The organism is Streptomyces sp. bgisy027 (assembly GCF_057710365.1).
In genome coordinates, this window is the sequence record NZ_JBYIVZ010000032.1 from 67,875 (window position 1) to 84,810 (window position 16,936).

General features: G+C 70.5%; 17 protein-coding genes and 3 tRNA genes. 10 read left to right on the forward strand and 10 right to left on the reverse strand.

All coding sequences use genetic code 11. The features are described 5' to 3' along the window. Positions 1 to 104 precede the first annotated feature (104 nt). The gene (locus AC3ETA_RS29470) at positions 105 to 947 is read right to left on the reverse strand and encodes a DUF8083 family protein (RefSeq protein WP_432195925.1); all 843 of its coding nucleotides are present in this window, start codon (positions 945 to 947) and stop codon (positions 105 to 107) included. A gap of 224 nt (positions 948 to 1,171) precedes the next feature. Between AC3ETA_RS29470 and AC3ETA_RS29475 the strand changes: the two genes are divergently transcribed. Next, entirely contained in the window at positions 1,172 to 2,269 is a 1,098-nt protein-coding gene (locus AC3ETA_RS29475; RefSeq protein WP_432195926.1) for a Leu/Phe/Val dehydrogenase, read from the forward strand. A gap of 284 nt (positions 2,270 to 2,553) precedes the next feature. After that, positions 2,554 to 2,814, forward strand: a complete 261-nt coding sequence (locus AC3ETA_RS29480; protein ID WP_432195927.1) for a DUF3073 domain-containing protein — start codon at positions 2,554 to 2,556, stop codon at positions 2,812 to 2,814. Between the two features lie 72 nt (positions 2,815 to 2,886). Here the strand turns inward: AC3ETA_RS29480 and purM are convergent, their stop codons facing one another. The 9 genes from purM to purS form a co-directional block, all read right to left on the reverse strand. Continuing rightward, positions 2,887 to 3,963: a phosphoribosylformylglycinamidine cyclo-ligase gene (gene purM / locus AC3ETA_RS29485; RefSeq protein ID WP_432195928.1), complete on the reverse strand. Its 1,077-nt coding sequence runs from the start codon at positions 3,961 to 3,963 to the stop codon at positions 2,887 to 2,889. 31 nt (positions 3,964 to 3,994) lie between these two features. After that, the gene (purF, locus tag AC3ETA_RS29490) at positions 3,995 to 5,524 is read right to left on the reverse strand and encodes an amidophosphoribosyltransferase (protein WP_432195929.1); all 1,530 of its coding nucleotides are present in this window, start codon (positions 5,522 to 5,524) and stop codon (positions 3,995 to 3,997) included. Between the two features lie 61 nt (positions 5,525 to 5,585). Beyond that, positions 5,586 to 6,371, reverse strand: coding sequence for an META domain-containing protein (locus AC3ETA_RS29495; RefSeq protein WP_432195930.1), 786 nt, complete (start codon positions 6,369 to 6,371; stop codon positions 5,586 to 5,588). A gap of 76 nt (positions 6,372 to 6,447) precedes the next feature. Beyond that, positions 6,448 to 7,245 carry a maleylpyruvate isomerase family mycothiol-dependent enzyme gene (locus AC3ETA_RS29500; protein ID WP_432195931.1) on the reverse strand — a complete coding sequence of 266 codons (798 nt, stop codon included), beginning with the start codon at positions 7,243 to 7,245 and terminating at the stop codon, positions 6,448 to 6,450. Positions 7,246 to 7,255: 10 nt separating this feature from the next. Further along, positions 7,256 to 8,089 carry a M23 family metallopeptidase gene (locus tag AC3ETA_RS29505; RefSeq protein WP_432195932.1) on the reverse strand — a complete coding sequence of 278 codons (834 nt, stop codon included), beginning with the start codon at positions 8,087 to 8,089 and terminating at the stop codon, positions 7,256 to 7,258. Positions 8,090 to 8,111: 22 nt separating this feature from the next. Next, positions 8,112 to 8,612: an ArsR/SmtB family transcription factor gene (locus AC3ETA_RS29510; protein ID WP_432195933.1), complete on the reverse strand. Its 501-nt coding sequence runs from the start codon at positions 8,610 to 8,612 to the stop codon at positions 8,112 to 8,114. 121 nt (positions 8,613 to 8,733) lie between these two features. Then, positions 8,734 to 10,992, reverse strand: coding sequence for a phosphoribosylformylglycinamidine synthase subunit PurL (gene purL, locus AC3ETA_RS29515; protein ID WP_432195934.1), 2,259 nt, complete (start codon positions 10,990 to 10,992; stop codon positions 8,734 to 8,736). Further along, entirely contained in the window at positions 10,989 to 11,693 is a 705-nt protein-coding gene (gene purQ, locus AC3ETA_RS29520) for a phosphoribosylformylglycinamidine synthase subunit PurQ (RefSeq protein WP_432195935.1), read from the reverse strand. The genes purL and purQ overlap by 4 nt, the downstream gene beginning before the upstream one ends. After that, positions 11,690 to 11,953 carry a phosphoribosylformylglycinamidine synthase subunit PurS gene (purS, locus tag AC3ETA_RS29525; protein ID WP_015659417.1) on the reverse strand — a complete coding sequence of 88 codons (264 nt, stop codon included), beginning with the start codon at positions 11,951 to 11,953 and terminating at the stop codon, positions 11,690 to 11,692. Before purS ends, purQ begins: the two co-directional genes overlap by 4 nt. Before the next feature lie 373 nt (positions 11,954 to 12,326). On the opposite strand from purS, the gene AC3ETA_RS29530 reads away from it, so the two are divergent. The 8 genes from AC3ETA_RS29530 (at position 12,327) to AC3ETA_RS29565 (ending at position 16,895) form a co-directional block, all read left to right on the forward strand. Continuing rightward, on the forward strand, positions 12,327 to 12,644 hold the full coding sequence (locus tag AC3ETA_RS29530; RefSeq protein WP_030947653.1) for a histone-like nucleoid-structuring protein Lsr2: 318 nt from the start codon (positions 12,327 to 12,329) through the stop codon (positions 12,642 to 12,644). 159 nt (positions 12,645 to 12,803) lie between these two features. After that, a tRNA-Gly gene (locus tag AC3ETA_RS29535) sits at positions 12,804 to 12,875 on the forward strand. An 81-nt stretch (positions 12,876 to 12,956) separates the two neighbouring features. Continuing rightward, positions 12,957 to 13,029 (forward strand) — tRNA-Gly (locus tag AC3ETA_RS29540). 140 nt (positions 13,030 to 13,169) lie between these two features. Continuing rightward, entirely contained in the window at positions 13,170 to 14,168 is a 999-nt protein-coding gene (locus AC3ETA_RS29545) for an ABC transporter ATP-binding protein (RefSeq protein WP_432195936.1), read from the forward strand. Then, complete coding sequence (locus AC3ETA_RS29550; RefSeq protein ID WP_432195937.1) at positions 14,165 to 14,941, forward strand: ABC transporter permease; 777 nt, start codon at positions 14,165 to 14,167, stop codon at positions 14,939 to 14,941. The genes AC3ETA_RS29545 and AC3ETA_RS29550 overlap by 4 nt, the downstream gene beginning before the upstream one ends. Positions 14,942 to 14,959: 18 nt before the next feature. Then, positions 14,960 to 16,186, forward strand: coding sequence for a sensor histidine kinase (locus tag AC3ETA_RS29555; RefSeq protein WP_432195938.1), 1,227 nt, complete (start codon positions 14,960 to 14,962; stop codon positions 16,184 to 16,186). After that, positions 16,183 to 16,797, forward strand: a complete 615-nt coding sequence (locus tag AC3ETA_RS29560; RefSeq protein WP_432195939.1) for a response regulator — start codon at positions 16,183 to 16,185, stop codon at positions 16,795 to 16,797. The genes AC3ETA_RS29555 and AC3ETA_RS29560 overlap by 4 nt, the downstream gene beginning before the upstream one ends. Before the next feature lie 22 nt (positions 16,798 to 16,819). Then, positions 16,820 to 16,895 (forward strand) — tRNA-Gly (locus AC3ETA_RS29565). The last annotated feature ends 41 nt before the right edge of the window (positions 16,896 to 16,936 follow it).

Genomic DNA, 16,936 nt, shown 5'->3' on the forward strand with positions numbered 1-16,936 from the left:
CGAAACCCCAAAACGGGCGTCCCGTCAAACGCCAGTTCGTTACGTCACACAGTGCGTCAGATCACACCGGCCGGAGTGCTCCAGGTCACTCCGGCGGCGCCGGCTCAGTTGGCCGAACGCCGGTCCCGCACCGACCGCCAGCGCTCCACGAGCCGCGCGTAGGCCTCTCCGGCCCCCGCCCCGTCGCCCTGCCGCAGCGCCTCGATGCCGTCGGCCACGTCGGCCGCCGAGTGGTCGTCCTCCAGCTCGCCGGCCGGGAGGGTGTGCACCAGACCGCCGTAGTCCAGTTCGACCAGCGAGCGGGGGTGGAACTCCTCCAGCCAGCGCCCGACGTCGACCAGGCCCTCGATGAGGGGCCCTTCGTCGATGGTGTCCTTCAGCGTCCGCAGGGCCCGCGCCACCCGCCGGCGCGCCTGCACCATCGGCGTCCGGTAGCGCAGCATCGGGGGGATCTCGCCCGAGCCCTTGTCGAACCGCCGCTCCTCGTCCGAGACCAGCACGAACCAGTGCAGCGGCACCTGCCAGGTCGAGGTGCGGATCCACGGCCGCGCGTCCGGGTTGCGGGCCAGCCAGCGCTCGTAGTCCTGGGCCGCCTGCTGACGTACGAACTCGGGCAGCACCGCGTCCAGGACCGGCCTCGGCAGCTCGTCGGCCAGCTCCCCGAGCGCCTGCCAGCCACGCAGCCGGGTGCGCCACGGGCACACGCACAGCACCCCGTCGATCTCCAGCACGAAGGCGTCGCCGCTCTCCTGCACCGGCACCGGGACGGGCGGGGTGGGCAGCAAGTCCGCCAGGGAACGGCGCAGTTCGTCCTGGTACGAGGGACGGTCGGGGCGGCGGGCGTAGCGCGCCCAGTGGCCGCGCTCCGGCTCCGGGAAGGCCGCCAGCGGTTCATAGACCCGCAGATACGTCGCGTACGGGACGATCACCGAGGACACCTTGGGCACGCCTGCTCTCTCCCCCGCCGTCTGCCAGGGAAACCTGCGAAACCCGCCGACAAATGCGCGGGAAAACTATGCAAATCGTCGCACGGACGTACTCCGCTCGTAGGTGATGCTGAGCACTGCGGGTTGGACGGGCGCCGGCGGGTTTAATCTCATGCTCAACTGCTCTCCCGCCACCCGTACGGGAGCCAGCTCCAACCGCCGCACCGTACTCAGGAGTCACCACAGTGACCGACGTAACACACGGCGTCCTGCACACCCTGTTCCACTCGGACCAGGGCGGTCATGAGCAGGTCGTGCTCTGCCAGGACCGCGCCAGCGGCCTCAAGGCCGTCATCGCCATCCATTCCACCGCCCTGGGCCCTGCCCTCGGCGGTACGCGCTTCTACCCGTACGCGACCGAGGAAGAGGCCGTCGCCGACGCGCTGAACCTCGCGCGCGGGATGTCCTACAAGAACGCCATGGCCGGGCTCGACCACGGCGGCGGCAAGGCCGTGATCATCGGGGACCCCGATCTGATCAAGTCCGAGGAGCTGCTGCTGGCCTACGGCCGGTTCGTGGCCTCGCTCGGCGGCCGCTACGTCACCGCCTGCGACGTCGGCACCTACGTCGCCGACATGGACGTCGTGGCCCGTGAGTGCCGCTGGACCACCGGACGCTCCCCGCAGAACGGCGGCGCCGGCGACTCCTCCGTCCTCACCGCCTTCGGCGTGTACCAGGGCATGCGCGCCTCCGCCCAGCACCTGTGGGGCGACCCGTCGCTGCGCGGCCGCAAGGTCGGCATCGCCGGCGTCGGCAAGGTCGGCCACCACCTGGTGGAGCACCTGCGCGCCGAGGGCGCCGAGGTCGTCATCACGGACGTGCGCGAGGAGGCCGTCGGCCGGATCCTCGCCGCGCACCCGGAGGGCGTGAGCGCGGTCGCGGACACCGCGACCCTGATCCGCGTCGAGGGCCTCGACATCTACGCCCCCTGCGCGCTCGGCGGCGCCCTGAACGACGACACCGTCCCGGCGCTGACCGCCAAGGTGGTGTGCGGCGCGGCCAACAACCAGCTCGCCCACCCGGGCGTCGAGAAGGACATCGCCGACCGCGGCATCCTCTACGCGCCCGACTACGTGGTGAACGCCGGCGGCGTCATCCAGGTGGCCGACGAACTGCACGGCTTCGACTTCGACCGGTGCAAGGCGAAGGCCGCGAAGATCTACGACACCACGCTGGCCATATTCGCACGTGCGAAGACGGATGGGATTCCGCCGGCCGCCGCGGCCGACCGGATCGCCGAACAGCGGATGCACGAGGCCGCGTCAGCGCGCCGGACGCGCTGATCGGGTTTGACCGGTACCCGTCGGCGCACACTTAGAGAGAACTCTCACGTTCGTCGGCGGGTCGGCCGCCAAGAAGTGGTTAAAATCGCGGTTGACCAGCGGGGACAGGGCGCTCCGAGGGTTCTGGAACCAGGCACGTGCTGCGGGCGACGTACCGTATGGGCGCGGGCTCAGGTACCGTGGAAGCCCTACGGACCGGTCTCTCCGAGGAGAGCCCGTTCCAGATCATGAACGCGTGTCAAGACTCTGGGGCCGTCGAGCCCCGTCACCGAGGGGGTCGAGCCATGGGGCGCGGCCGGGCCAAGGCCAAGCAGACGAAGGTCGCCCGCCAGCTGAAGTACAACAGCGGCGGGACTGACCTGTCGCGTCTGGCCAACGAGCTGGGCGCTTCGACTTCGAGCCAGCCGCCGAACGGCGAGCCGTTCGAGGACGACGAAGACGACGACGACCCGTACGCCCAGTACGCGGATCTCTACAACGACGACGATGAGGACGACGAGGACGACGAGTCCGGTCCCACGTCGCAACAACGCCGCGGCGCTTGACTACCCAGCAGTGCCTGACCCGGTCCTGAGCGGATACCCGCCGGACCGGGTTTTGCGCTGCTGTCGCCGGGCTCAGCTCGCGTAGTCGCCGACCAGGGCGGCACCGGTGGTGTGCTCGCCGCGGTCCGTGATCTCGCCCGCCACCCAGGCGTCGACCCCGCGGTCGGCCAGGGTGGCCAGGGCCGCGTCCGTGGACTCCTCCGGCACGATCGCGATCATGCCGACGCCCATGTTCAGGGTCTTCTCCAGCTCCAGGCGCTCGACCGAGCCGGTCCTGCCGACGAGGTCGAAGATCGGGGCCGGGGTCCAGGTGGAGCGGTCGACGACCGCGTGCAGGCCGTCCGGGATCACCCGGGCCAGGTTGGCGGCCAGACCGCCACCCGTGACGTGGCTGTACGCGTGCACGTCGGTGGTGCGGGTGAGGGCCAGGCAGTCCAGCGAGTAGATCTTCGTGGGCTCCAGCAGCTCCTCGCCGAGGGTGCGGCCGAACTCCTCGATCTGCGCGTCCAGCGCGAGACCGGCCTGGTTCAGCAGCACGTGGCGGACCAGCGAGTACCCGTTCGAGTGAAGGCCGGACGCCGCCATGGCGATCACCGCGTCACCCGTACGGATGCGATCCGGGCCGAGCAGCCGGTCGGCCTCCACGACACCCGTACCGGCGCCGGCGACGTCGAAGTCGTCCTCGCCCAGCAGACCCGGGTGCTCGGCCGTCTCGCCGCCGACCAGGGCGCAGCCGGCGAGCACACAGCCCTCGGCGATGCCCTTCACGATGGCGGCGACCCGCTCGGGGTGGACCTTGCCGACACAGATGTAGTCGGTCATGAACAGCGGCTCGGCGCCGCACACCACGATGTCGTCCATGACCATCGCGACCAGGTCGTGGCCGATGGTGTCGTAGACGCCCATCTGGCGCGCGATGTCGACCTTGGTGCCGACGCCGTCGGTGGCGGAGGCGAGCAGGGGACGCTCGTAGCGCTTGAGGGCGGAGGCGTCGAAGAGGCCGGCGAAACCGCCGAGGCCGCCGAGGACCTCGGGGCGCCGGGTCTTCCTGACCCACTCCTTCATCAGCTCGACCGCGCGGTCGCCCGCCTCGATGTCGACGCCGGCCGCCGCGTAGGAGGCTCCGCCGGGCACAACAGTCTCAGACATTGCCTGGGATCTTTCGGGTTGGTTACTGGGCTTACGGGCGACGGATCGCGTCGACGGCAGCCGGTGCGGCCGTACCGGCCGCGAGCTCGGTCTCCAGGAGCTGCTTGCCGAGCAGCTCGGGGTCCGGGAGCTCCATCGGGTACTCGCCGTCGAAGCAGGCGCGGCAGAGGTTCGGCTTGGCGATGGTGGTCGCCTCGATCATGCCGTCGATGGAGATGTAGGACAGCGAGTCGGCGCCGAGGGAGGTGCCGATCTCCTCGATCGACATGCCGTTGGCGATCAGCTCGGCGCGGGTGGCGAAGTCGATGCCGAAGAAGCAGGGCCACTTCACGGGCGGCGAGGAGATCCGGATGTGGACCTCGGCCGCGCCCGCCTCGCGGAGCATGCGGACCAGGGCGCGCTGGGTGTTGCCGCGCACGATCGAGTCGTCGACGACGACCAGACGCTTGCCCTTGATGACTTCCTTCAGCGGGTTCAGCTTCAGACGGATGCCGAGCTGGCGGATGGTCTGCGAGGGCTGGATGAACGTACGGCCGACGTAGGCGTTCTTCACCAGGCCCGCGCCGAACGGGATGCCGCTGGCCTCCGCGTAGCCGATCGCGGCCGGGGTGCCGGATTCCGGGGTCGCTATGACCAGGTCGGCCTCGACCGGGGCTTCCTTGGCGAGCCGGCGGCCCATCTCCACTCGGGAGAGGTAGACGTTGCGGCCGGCGATGTCGGTGTCCGGGCGGGCCAGGTACACGTACTCGAAGACGCAGCCCTTGGGCTTCGCTTCCGCGAATCGAGAGGTGCGCAGGCCGTTCTCGTCGATGGCGACGAACTCGCCCGGCTCGACCTCGCGGACGAAGCTGGCGCCGCAGATGTCGAGGGCGGCGGACTCGGAGGCCACGACCCAGCCGCGCTCCAGGCGGCCGAGGACCAGCGGGCGGATGCCCTGCGGGTCACGGGCCGCGTAGAGGGTGTGCTCGTCCATGAAGACGAGCGAGAAGGCGCCCTGGACCTGCGGGAAGACCTGGTGGGCGGCCTCCTCGATGGTCAGCGGCTTGCCGTCCTCGTCGACCTGGGCCGCGAGCAGCGCGGTGAGCAGGTCGGTGTCGTTGGTGGCCGCCACGCGCGGGGTGCGGCCGCCCTCCTGCTTGGGCAGGTCGGCGACCATCTCGGCGAGCTGGGCCGTGTTGACCAGGTTGCCGTTGTGGCCGAGCGCGATGGAACCGTGCCCGGTCGCGCGGAACGTCGGCTGGGCGTTCTCCCAGACGGAGGCACCGGTCGTCGAGTAGCGGGCGTGGCCCACCGCGATATGACCTTGGAGCGAACCGAGGGAGGTCTCGTCGAAGACCTGGGAAACGAGGCCCATGTCCTTGAAGACGAGGATCTGGGAGCCGTTGCTGACCGCGATTCCCGCGGATTCCTGGCCCCGATGCTGGAGGGCGTAGAGCCCGAAGTACGTGAGCTTTGCGACCTCTTCGCCCGGAGCCCAGACACCGAAGACGCCACACGCGTCCTGGGGGCCTTTCTCGCCGGGGAGCAGATCGTGATTGAGTCGACCGTCACCACGTGGCACGGCACCGAGTGTAGGCGAGATCGACCACTGGTCCGAATTGGGGATACGCGCCTGTAAACGATCACTCTGCGGCGACCGCGGTCACACGCTCGCCGTTTTCGCTGGTCAGAGTGAGGTTGCGGTGATCGATCCCGTACTTCACGGTGCCGTCGAAGAGGCCGAGGAGGGTCTTCTCCGTATTCATGAGTGAGGTGTCGCACATCATGCGCGTGGTGGACGCGGTGCCGAGGGTGATACTGCCGTCGCGGACCGTCGCCGTCGCCTTCACCTTGTTGCAGCCGAGGCTGCCGCTGACCTCTGAGGTCTTCCGGTCGAACGTGAGGTGGGCCTTGCCGCCGGTGTCCGGGCTGGTGACGGTCCACTTCGTGCCGTGGAGCGGGGCGCCCTCCTGCCGGGTGAGGGCGACCCGGTCGCCGTCCGCGGTGGTGAGGGTGAGCCTGTCGCCGTCGACCTCGGCGCCGAGGTCGCCGTCGGCGAGGGTGCGGGCGAGGGTCTGCTCGAAGTCCGGCGGTACGCCCTCGCAGGCCATCTCGGTCGCCCGCACCTGCTCGAAGGTCACGTGGTCGTCGGCGAACGCCGCGTCCGCGCCGAAGTTGTTGCAGCCGAGGCTGCCCTTGACCTTGCCGCCGTCGGCGATGCTGAGCCAGGCGCCGCTCGGGGCGTCGCTCTTCCTGCCGTCGACGGTGACCCCGTCGACGGCCCAGTGGACGCCGGTGACGGAGGCCGCGGCCCCGGGCCCGACCGATTCGCTGCCCGCGTCCTTGCTGCCGCAGGCGGCGGCGAACGGGAGCAGGGTCAGTGCGGCGAGGGCGGCCAGTCGCTTTGTGTCCGTGCCGAGTGTGTCCATGCCGGTGGGACGGGAGGGACACGGGACCGGTTCCGCTCCGTTCCGCTTGCCGGCCCCGGTCGCCGGTCGTCGCCGATCACGCCAGGAGCGGCAGCAGGGCCCCGAGGTCCGCGCGCTCCCCGCTGGCGCTGACCTCGGCCCCCTCGACGGCGTCCCGCCAGGTCACCCGCCCGGTCGCGAGCCGGATCCAGGTCAGCGGGTCGGTCTCGACGACGTTGGGCGGGGTGCCCCGGGTGTGCCTGGGCCCCTCGACGCACTGCACGACGGCGTACGGCGGGATCCGCACCTCGGTCGAACCGCCGGGCGCCTTCGCGGCGAGCGCGTCGGCGAGCAGCCGGGTGCAGGCGGCGAGGGCCTGGCGGTCGTACGGGATGTCGAGGCCGGGGACGGCGGCGTTGAGGTCGTCGGTGTGGACGACGAGTTCGACGGTGCGGGTGACCAGGTAGTCGGCGAGGGTCATGGTGCCGGTGCGGGCGGCGAGGAGGCGGTCGCCGGGTGCCTCCGCCAGGTTCCGCGCGAGCCGTTCCCCGGTGCGGGTGTAGAGGGCGTCGAGGTCGGGGTTGGCGGTGGCGAGGTCCTGGGTGCGGTCGGAGATGTCGGCGGCGCGGGCCGCGGTGGCGAAGGGCCAGTCCAGCAGCGTCAGTTCGGCCTTCGCCGGCTCGTCGCGGTCGAGGTTGCGGTTGACGCTCCCCACGGCCATGGTCACGTGCGCGGCCAGCTCCCGTACGGTCCAGCCGGGCAGCCGGGTGGGCAGCGCGAGCTGCTCGCCGGTGAGGCCGTGCACGGCCTGCCGTACGTGCCCGAACTGCGCGAGCACCGCGGTACGGATCTTGACGGGGTCGTAGGCACGGGCGCGCTTCTTGGCCGGGGGCATGAACGGCAGCCTATGCGGCCTGCGACTGCGCCGTAGGGGCCTCGAAGATCTCGCGGTTGCGGGGGACTCCGAGGCCCCGCCAGGTGAAGGGGACGCCGCGGGCGGTGTCCGGGTCGGGGCCGTCCATCAGCTGGAAGTGGAGGTGGGGCTCGGTGGAGTTGCCGGAGTTGCCGCAGCGGGCCAGCTGCCGGCCGGCGGTCACCCGGTCTCCCTCGCGGACGGTGAGCGAGCCGTTGCGCAGGTGGGCGTAGAGCGCGAAGGTGCCGTCGCCGAGGTCGAGGACGACGTGGTTGCCGACGACCCGCCTGACGCCGGACAGGTCGCGTACGGACGCCTCCACGAGCATCAGGTACGTCAGCGCGAGCAGCGAGGTGCGGCTGAGGTGGTCGCGCTGGTCGTCGACGGCGCGTACGACGGCGGCGTCGGCCACCGCGAGCAGCGGGGCCCCGAAGGCGGGGAAGGCGCTGTTGCGGCGGGCGATCGGCCACAGCCACCGGAAGCCCGGGCGGACGCCCTCCTCGGGCTCGGCGACGACGTCGATGGCGAAGGTCTGGCCGTAGGCGTGCGTGCCGTGGCTCGGCGTGCGGTCGGCCGGGCTGTTCAGCGCCGACCAGCGGCCGGCGACCGGCGGGCCGACCTCGACCGGCTCCCGGGCGGCGCGGGGGCTGTCCGGGGCGCCGCCCCAGCGGTTGACCACGAAGAGGATCACGAAGGACAGGGCGATCGGCAGGAAGTTCCACCACCACGGATATCCCAGATCCAGCAGGGAGTGGGCGATCACCAGGCCGACGAAGGCCAGCTGCAGGGCGCGGTAGACGATCTTGGCGAGTTTGCGTGCGGACATCGTTCCCCCAGTTCGGTCGGTGTCACGGACGAGCCGTCGCCAACGCCACCAGCAGCGGTACGACCCGCCCCGGCGGCACCTCGTAGCGGCCCCGGCCCGTGGTGTGGAGCCAGCCCGCACCGGTCAGTTGGCGCAGGTGGTGGTAGATCTGGCCGGTCGTGCCGATCTCGTCCAGCTCGGCGAGCTCGGCCGCGGTGCGCCGGCCGCCGACGACCTCGCGCAGCAGCCGCAGCCGGACGGGATGACCGAGCGCCGCGAACGACTCCGCGCACTCGGCCCAGTCGGCCTCCAGCAGGCCCTCGGTCAGCGAGCCGTGCTGCCAGTCGTACTGCTCCCCGGTCGGCAGCCGTACGGCGCCGGTGAAGAGCACACCTCCGTCGGCCGCTGTCAGCGCGGCCAACTGCTCCTTGAGCCCCTCCAGGGCCCAGAAGTCCCCTTCGCCGAGGCGAGGGGCGGTGTGCTGCGCGCTCTCCAGCGCTGCCAGTCGTCGCTCCAGGTCGGCGACGCGTTGTTCGAGCTCCACATTTCGACATTACGGAACTACGTAATTACGTGCAAGCGCGGTCCGGCAGCGGATGTCCGCGCGCACGGCGAAGCCCCCGCCCGGCGGACCGGACGGGGGCTTCGCGAAGGGTGGGTACCGGCTACTTCAGCAGCGCCGGGATCGTCTCCTCGTGGACCCTGCGCAGTTCCTCCAGCGGGAGCGCGAACTCGCCCTGGAGCTCCACCGAGTCACCGTCCACGACACCGATACGGGTGACCGGCAGGCCCCGCGCACCGCACATGTCGTTGAAGCGGACCTCCTCGGAGCGCGGAACGGCCACGACAGCGCGGCCGGCCGACTCCGAGAGGAGGAAGGTGAAGGCGTCCAGCCCGTCCGGCACGACCAGCCGGGCGCCCTTGCCTCCGAGCAGCGCCGACTCGACGACCGCCTGGATCAGACCGCCGTCGGACAGGTCGTGCGCGGAGTCGATCATGCCGTCGCGGGAGGCGGAGATCAGGATCTCGGCGAGCAGCCGCTCGCGCTCCAGGTCCACCTTCGGGGGCAGCCCGCCGAGGTGGTCGTGGACGACCTGCGACCAGGCCGAGCCGCTGAACTCCTCACGCGTGTCGCCGAGGAGGTAGAGCAGCTGCCCGTCCTCCTGGAAGGCGACCGGCGTGCGGCGCGCGACGTCGTCGATGACGCCCAGCACGGCCACGACCGGGGTCGGGTGGATCGCCACCTCGCCCGTCTGGTTGTAGAGCGAGACGTTGCCGCCGGTCACCGGGGTGCCCAGCTGCTGACACGCGTCCGCCAGGCCGCGCACGGCCTCCGCGAACTGCCACATCACCGCCGGGTCCTCGGGCGAGCCGAAGTTCAGGCAGTCGGAGACGGCGAGCGGCTTCGCGCCGGTCGTCGCCACGTTGCGGTAGGCCTCCGCGAGGGCCAGCTGGGCGCCGTGGTACGGGTCCAGCTTGGCGTACCGGCCGTTGCCGTCCGTCGCGATGGCGACGCCGAGGCCGGTCTCCTCGTCGATGCGGATCATGCCGGAGTCCTCGGGCTGGGCGAGGACGGTGTTGCCCTGCACGAAGTGGTCGTACTGCGAGGTGATCCACTTCTTGCTGGCCTGGTTCGGGGAGCCGACCAGCTTCAGGATCTGTTCCTTCAGCTCGTCGCCCGTGGCCGGCCGCGGCAGCTTGTTCGCGTCGTCGGCCTGGAGCTCGTCCTGCCAGGACGGGCGGGCGTACGGGCGCTCGTAGACCGGGCCCTCGTGCGCCACCGTGCGCGGGTCGACGTCGACGATCTTGCCGCCGTGCCAGTAGATCTCCAGGCGGTCGCCGTCGGTCACCTCACCGATGACGGTGGCGATGACGTCCCACTTCTCGCAGATCTCCAGGAACCGGTCGACCTTCTCCGGCTCGACGACCGCGCACATGCGTTCCTGCGACTCGCTCATGAGGATTTCCTCGGGCGAGAGCGTGGAGTCACGCAGGGGTACGTCGTCCAGGGTCACGCGCATGCCGCCGGAGCCGTTGGAGGCGAGCTCGGAGGTGGCGCAGGACAGGCCCGCCGCACCCAGGTCCTGGATACCGACGACCAGCTTCTCGGCGAACGCCTCCAGGGTGCACTCGATGAGGAGCTTCTCCTGGAAGGGGTCGCCGACCTGGACGGCCGGGCGCTTGGACGGCTTGGCGTCGTCGAAGGTCTCGGAGGCCAGGATGGAGGCGCCGCCGATGCCGTCGCCGCCGGTCCGGGCCCCGTAGAGGATGACCTTGTTGCCGGCGCCGGACGCCTTGGCGAGGTGGATGTCCTCGTGCCGCATGACGCCGATGGCACCGGCGTTGACCAGCGGGTTGCCCTGGTAGCAGGCGTCGAAGACGACCTCGCCGCCGATGTTGGGCAGGCCCAGGCAGTTGCCGTAGCCGCCGATGCCGGCGACGACGCCGGGCAGCACGCGCTTGGTGTCGGGGTGGTCGGCGGCGCCGAAGCGCAGCGGGTCGACGACCGCGACCGGGCGGGCGCCCATCGCGATGATGTCGCGCACGATGCCGCCGACGCCGGTGGCCGCGCCCTGGTAGGGCTCGACGTACGACGGGTGGTTGTGCGACTCGACCTTGAAGGTGACCGCGTAGCCCTGGCCGACATCGACGACACCGGCGTTCTCGCCGATGCCGACGAGCAGGGCGTCCGACTCGGGCGCCTTCTCGCCGAACTGGCGCAGGTGCACCTTGGAGGACTTGTAGGAGCAGTGCTCGGACCACATGACCGAGTACATGGCGAGCTCGGCGCCGGTCGGGCGGCGGCCGAGGATCTCCACGACCCGCTCGTACTCGTCCTTCTTCAGACCGAGCTCGGCCCAGGGCAGCTCGACGTCGGGGGTCGCGGCCGCGTGCTCGACCGTGTCCAGAGGCGTCCGGCTCATGCGCCCACCAGCTTCTTGAGGATCGAGGTGAAGAAGGGGAGGCCGTCGGTGCGGCCCGACCCGATGAGCGGCTCGACGGCGTGCTCCGGGTGCGGCATCAGGCCCACGACGTTGCCGGCCTCGTTGGTGATGCCGGCGATGTCGTTGAGCGAGCCGTTCGGGTTGCCGTATCCATCAGCGGCTTCGCCGCGGACCAGGTACCGGAAGGCGACCCGGCCCTCGGCCTCCAGCTTGTCCAGCGTGTACTGGTCGGCGACGTAGCGGCCGTCCATGTTCTTCAGCGGGATGTGGATCTCCTGGCCGGCGCTGTAGTCGCTGGTCCAGGCCGTCTCCGCGTTCTCCACCCGCAGCTTCTGGTCGCGGCAGATGAAGTGCAGGTGGTCGTTGCCGAGCATCCCGCCCGGGAGGAGGTGGGCCTCGGTGAGGACCTGGAAGCCATTGCAGATGCCGAGGACCGGAAGGCCCGCCTTAGCCTGCTCGATGACCGTCTCCATCACCGGAGAGAAGCGGGAGATGGCGCCGGCGCGCAGATAGTCGCCGTAGGAGAAACCGCCGGGCAGCACCACGGCGTCGACCTGCCCCAGGTCCTTGTCCTTGTGCCAGAGAGCGACCGGTTCGGCGCCCGCGAGGCGGATCGCGCGCCGGGTGTCCCTGTCATCGAGACTTCCCGGGAAAGTGACGACGCCAATACGAGCGGTCACTTCGCGGCCTCCGCGACTTCCTCGACCTTGACGGTGAAGTCCTCGATCACGGTGTTCGCAAGGAAGGATTCCGCAAGATCATGGATGCGGGCGAGCGCGGCCTCGTCGACCGGTCCGTCAACTTCCAGTTCGAATCGCTTTCCCTGACGTACGTCGGAGATGCCTTCGAAACCCAGTCGCGGCAGTGCGCGCTGCACCGCCTGGCCCTGGGGGTCGAGGATCTCCGGCTTGAGCATGACGTCGACTACGACGCGTGCCACGTGCACTCCCGGTGGTGTGGTGCTGAGCAGGTTCCTGCAGTGGTTTCAGACTACCCGCACAAAATTTCTACGCGAGTAGAGTTGTAGGAAGCTACGTGACAGCCGTCACGATCAGGTATCGAAGGGGGGCGTTCACGAAAAGTTACGGGAAAGATCCCCGATCAGCCGCGGATGGCTATTGCGCCCGCCCGTCTCCCACCACCACCCTCAATCGAAGTCGCTGCGCTCCCTCTTGATTTTTGACACGCGGAGAGATTTAGTCGGGCTTCACATTGCATTGCCGCGCACTGTACAAATGAATTGGCAAAAGCCGAGACTCGGCACGTCGTAGCAGCTGAGCTGTATGAGGTGCCGCCTGAAGGGACCGATATTCGTGGCGCAGAAGGTCGTGGTCACTCTCTTTGACGACATCGACGGCTCGGAAGCGGCGGAAACGATCGCCTTCGGACTCGACGGCAAGTCGTACGAGATCGACCTGAATGAAGCCAATGCCAAGAAACTGCGTAAGGCGCTCGCGCCCTACGTGGAAGCCGGCCGCAAGCGGTCGAAGTCCGGCAAGGCGTACAAGCAGACCGAGGTCGCCCCGGACCCGGCGGCCGTCCGGGCCTGGGCCCAGGCCAACAAGATGGAGGTGCCGGCCCGCGGCCGCATCCCCAAGAAGGTCTACGAGGCGTTCGCCTCGGCACAGTGAGCCGACCCGGGGCCGCGTGCCCTCAGGCTCCGTCAGCGGGCCCTGAGGGCAGCCGACTTGGGCCGGTGCGACAACCGACTTGCGCTACCCCCCTGCTGATCAGCTAATGTCTGGAGCACGCCGCCGGGCGGGACCGAAAAAGTCCAGCTCGCCGAGCATGCGGGTGTAGTTCAGTAGCAGAACATCCCCCTTCCAGGGGGAAGGCGCAGTGTGCAATTCCTGTCACCCGCTCTGCACCGCCGGTCCGGTCCACTGAAGTGGATCAGGTAGGCTGGTGCTCGCACCGATCGGTGAGAGCCGGTCGGGGGCAATGCGGACGTAGCTCAGTTGGTAGAGCGCAACCTTGCCAAGGTTGAGGTCGCGAGTTCGAGCCTCGTCGTCCGCTCTTGATAGAGACCCCGGTCCACTGGACCGGGGTCTTTCTTGTGCCCGCGCGCCCTTGCCCGCGCGCGCTCTGACATTTGTCATGCCGAGTGGTGACAGCGCGCACTGCTGCCGGGATCCGGCGGCGGAGACGCTGAGGGCATGGACATCAACGAACACGAACACGTGATTGAGGTCACCGACCTACGACGTGTCTACGGGGGCGGGTTCGAGGCGGTGCGCGGCATCACCTTCTCCGTGGACCGCGGAGAGGTCTTCGCGCTGCTCGGCACCAACGGCGCCGGCAAGACGTCGACCGTGGAGCTGCTCGAAGGGCTCGCCGAGCCCGCCGCAGGGCACATCCGGGTGCTCGGGCACGATCCCTACGCCATGGGGGTCCCCCCTGGTCGAGCGAAGTCGAGACCCTGGGGGAGGGCTGCCGTACGGCCGCGTACCGGGGTGATGTTGCAGGAGGGCGGCTTTCCGTCCGAGCTGACCGTCGCCGAGACCGCGCGGATGTGGGCGGGGTGCGTGAGCGGGGCGCGGCCGCCGCTGGAGGTGCTGGACCTCGTAGGGCTGGCCGGGAAGGCCGACGTACGGGTCAAGCAGCTGTCCGGGGGTGAGCGGCGGCGGCTGGACCTGGCGCTCGCGCTGCTCGGGGATCCCGAGGTGCTGTTCCTCGACGAGCCGACGACCGGGCTCGACGCCGAAGGGCGCCGGGACACCTGGGAGTTGGTGCGCGGGCTGCGCGACAACGGCACGACCGTGCTGCTGACCACGCACTACCTGGAGGAGGCCGAGAGCCTCGCCGACCGGCTCGCGATCCTGCACCAGGGGCGAATCGCGGCGGCCGGGACACCGGCCGAGGTGACCGCGGCCCAGCCGTCGCGGATCACCTTCGAGCTGCCCGAGGGCTACTTCCTCGGCGACCTGCCGCCGCTGGGTGAGCTGGGCGTGAGCGGACACGAGGTCGAGGGGCGGCTCGTACGGCTGCGCACCCATCGCCTCCAGTGGGCGGCGACCCGGCTGCTGGTGTGGGCCGAGCAGGCCGGGGTGGAGCTGCGGCGGCTGGACGTGCGCTCGGCGTCGCTGGAGGAGGCGTTCCTGGGCATCGCGCGGGAGGCGGCGGAAACCGCCGGGACGAAGGAGTACGCGGCATGAGTACGGCGACGACCACCCCGGTGGGGCGCATGACGTCGTTGGCCCGGGCCGAGCTGACCCTGCTCGGGCGCAGCAGGGGCACCCTGTTCGCGGCGCTGTTCGTGCCGCTGATCCTGCCCCTGAGCGCACGGGAGGCCGCGAAGCAGATGGACCTGGCGGAAGTGGGCCTCACCCTCGGCACGGTCATCCTGCCCGCCTCCATCGGCTTCTCGCTGCTCTACGCGGTGTACGCGACGCTCGTCAGCGTCTACACCGCCCGGCGCGAGGAACTCGTCCTCAAGCGGCTGCGCACCGGCGAGCTGCGGGACACCGAGATCCTCGCCGGGGCCGCGCTGCCGGCCGTGGCCACGGGCCTCGCACAGTGCGTGGTGCTGGCGATCGGCTGCACCGTCCTGCTCGACGTGGGTGCGCCCCGCGCTCCCCATCTCGCCGCGCTGGGCCTGCTGTTGGGAGTCCTCCTGTGCGTTTCCCTCGCCGCGGTGACCTCCGCCTTCACCCGCAGCGTCGAGAGTGCGCAGGTCACGACATTGCCGGTGGTGTTCCTCTCCATGATCTTCTCCGGGATGTTCGTGCCCATGGAGATCCTGCCCGACCGGGTGGCGTCGGCGTGCGAACTGCTGCCGCTGACCCCGGTGATCACGCTGGTGCGCGGCGGCTGGACCGGCGGTCTGTCGGCGTCCGAGGCACTGGGCGCCGTGCTCGTCGCGCTGGTCTGGACGGTCGGGGGCATGTTTGCTGTACGACGGTGGTTCCGCTGGGAACCCCGGCGTTGACCTAGGGGAGAGCGGCGGATGCGCGGGCCGGGAACGTGGTGGCGGGGGAAGAGCACCCCGGCGAAGGTGGAGACGTACACGCGGGGGTCGTTCCACTTCTTCGCGGTGAGCGAGCTCGCCGGGGTCGGGTTGCCCGTCATCGGCCGGATCGGGAGCTGGCCGGGTGCCGTGCTGATGCTCCTGGTGTGCGCGCACGCGGCGACCTGCATGCTGACCGTGTCACGGGCGGTGGACTGGGTGCGCGGCCGGCGTGCGCAGCCCGTCCGGCTCATGTGCGCGCTCGGCGCGTTCACCGCCACGGTCGCCGTCACGGCTCTCGCGATCTCCGAGTACGGCCCGAAGGGCGACGACATCGACTCGGCGGCCGGCAGCGTCTTCGGCGTCAGCATGATCTTCGGGATGGGCATCATCGCGCTCGGCCTGAAGGCGCGCAGGCAGGTGTATGCCGTCGTCGCGGGCTTCGCGGCGGGTGCGGGGCTCATGGTGGTCGCGCTGACCCGGTCGCCGCTCGGTGCGCTCGTCACCGCGGTGATCGTGCTGCTCGCCGGCGGATTCCTCGCCTTCACCGCCGTCTTCTCGGTCTGGCTGCTCAGGTCCGTCTACGAGCTCGACGAGGCCCGTGAGGCCCGTGCCCGGCTCGCGGTCGCCGAGGAGCGGCTGCGGTTCGGGCGGGACCTGCACGACGTCATGGGGCGCAACCTCGCGGTCATCGCCCTGAAGAGCGAGCTCGCCGTGCAGCTGGCCCGGCGCGGCCGGCCCGAGGCCGTGGAGCAGATGATCGAGGTGCAGCGGATCGCACGGGAGTCGCAGCGCGAGGTGCGGGACGTCGTCCGGGGGTACCGGGAGGCCGATCTGGAGGTCGAACTCGTCGGTGCGCGGGGCGTGCTGACGGCGGCCGGGATCACGTGCGAGGTGACCGGGGAGGCGGCCGGGCTGCCCGTGGAGGTGCAGTCGGCGCTGGCCTGGGTGGTGCGGGAGGCGACCACCAATGTGCTGCGGCACGGGAACGCCGAGCGGTGTGCGGTGCAAGTAGGGGTGAGCGAGGGACGCGTGGTGCTGAAGGTGGAGAACGACGGGGCGGCCGGAGCCTCCGACGGGGGTGGCGGCTCCGGCCTCGCCGGGCTGCGTGAGCGGCTGGCCGCGGTGGACGGGACCCTGGAGGCCGGCCGGGCCGGCGAGGGGATGTTCCGGCTGGTGGCGGAGGTGCCGTTGACGGGGGCGGGTGTGCGGGAGGTCACCGTATGAGCGGGCCGGTGCGGCTGCTGCTGGCCGACGACGAGCATCTGATCCGGGGGGCGCTCGCCACGCTGCTGTCGCTGGAGGACGACCTCGTGATCGTCGCCGAGGCGGCCAGCGGACCCGAGGCGCTGGCGATGGCCCGGGCCCACCGGCCCGACGTCGCGGTGCTGGATCTTCAGATGCCGGGGGCCGACGGTGTGAAGGTCGCCACATCTCTGCGCGCCGAACTTCCCGGCTGCCGGGTGCTGATCGTGACCAGTCACGGGCGGCCGGGGCATCTGAAGCGGGCCCTTGCGGCGGGTGTGCGCGGGTTCGTCCCGAAGACCGTCAGCGCGCAGCGGCTGGCCGAGATCATCCGTACCGTGCACGCCGGCAACCGTTACGTCGACCCGGAGTTGGCCGCCGACGCGATCGCCGCCGGGGACTCGCCGCTGACCGCGCGGGAGGCGGAGGTGCTGGAACTCGCCGCCGACGGGGCGCCCGTCGCGGAGATCGCGGAGCGGGCCGCGCTGTCCCAGGGGACCGTGCGGAACTATCTGTCGTCCGCCGCGTCGAAACTCGGCGCGGAGAACCGTCACGCGGCGGTGCGGGTCGCGCGGGAGCGAGGTTGGGTATAGTGGTTCTCGCGCCACGGCGCATGCGAACGTAGCTCAGTTGGTAGAGCGCAACCTTGCCAAGGTTGAGGTCGCGAGTTCGAACCTCGTCGTTCGCTCCAGATCAAAGGCCCCGGTCAACGACCGGGGCCTTTGTCATGGG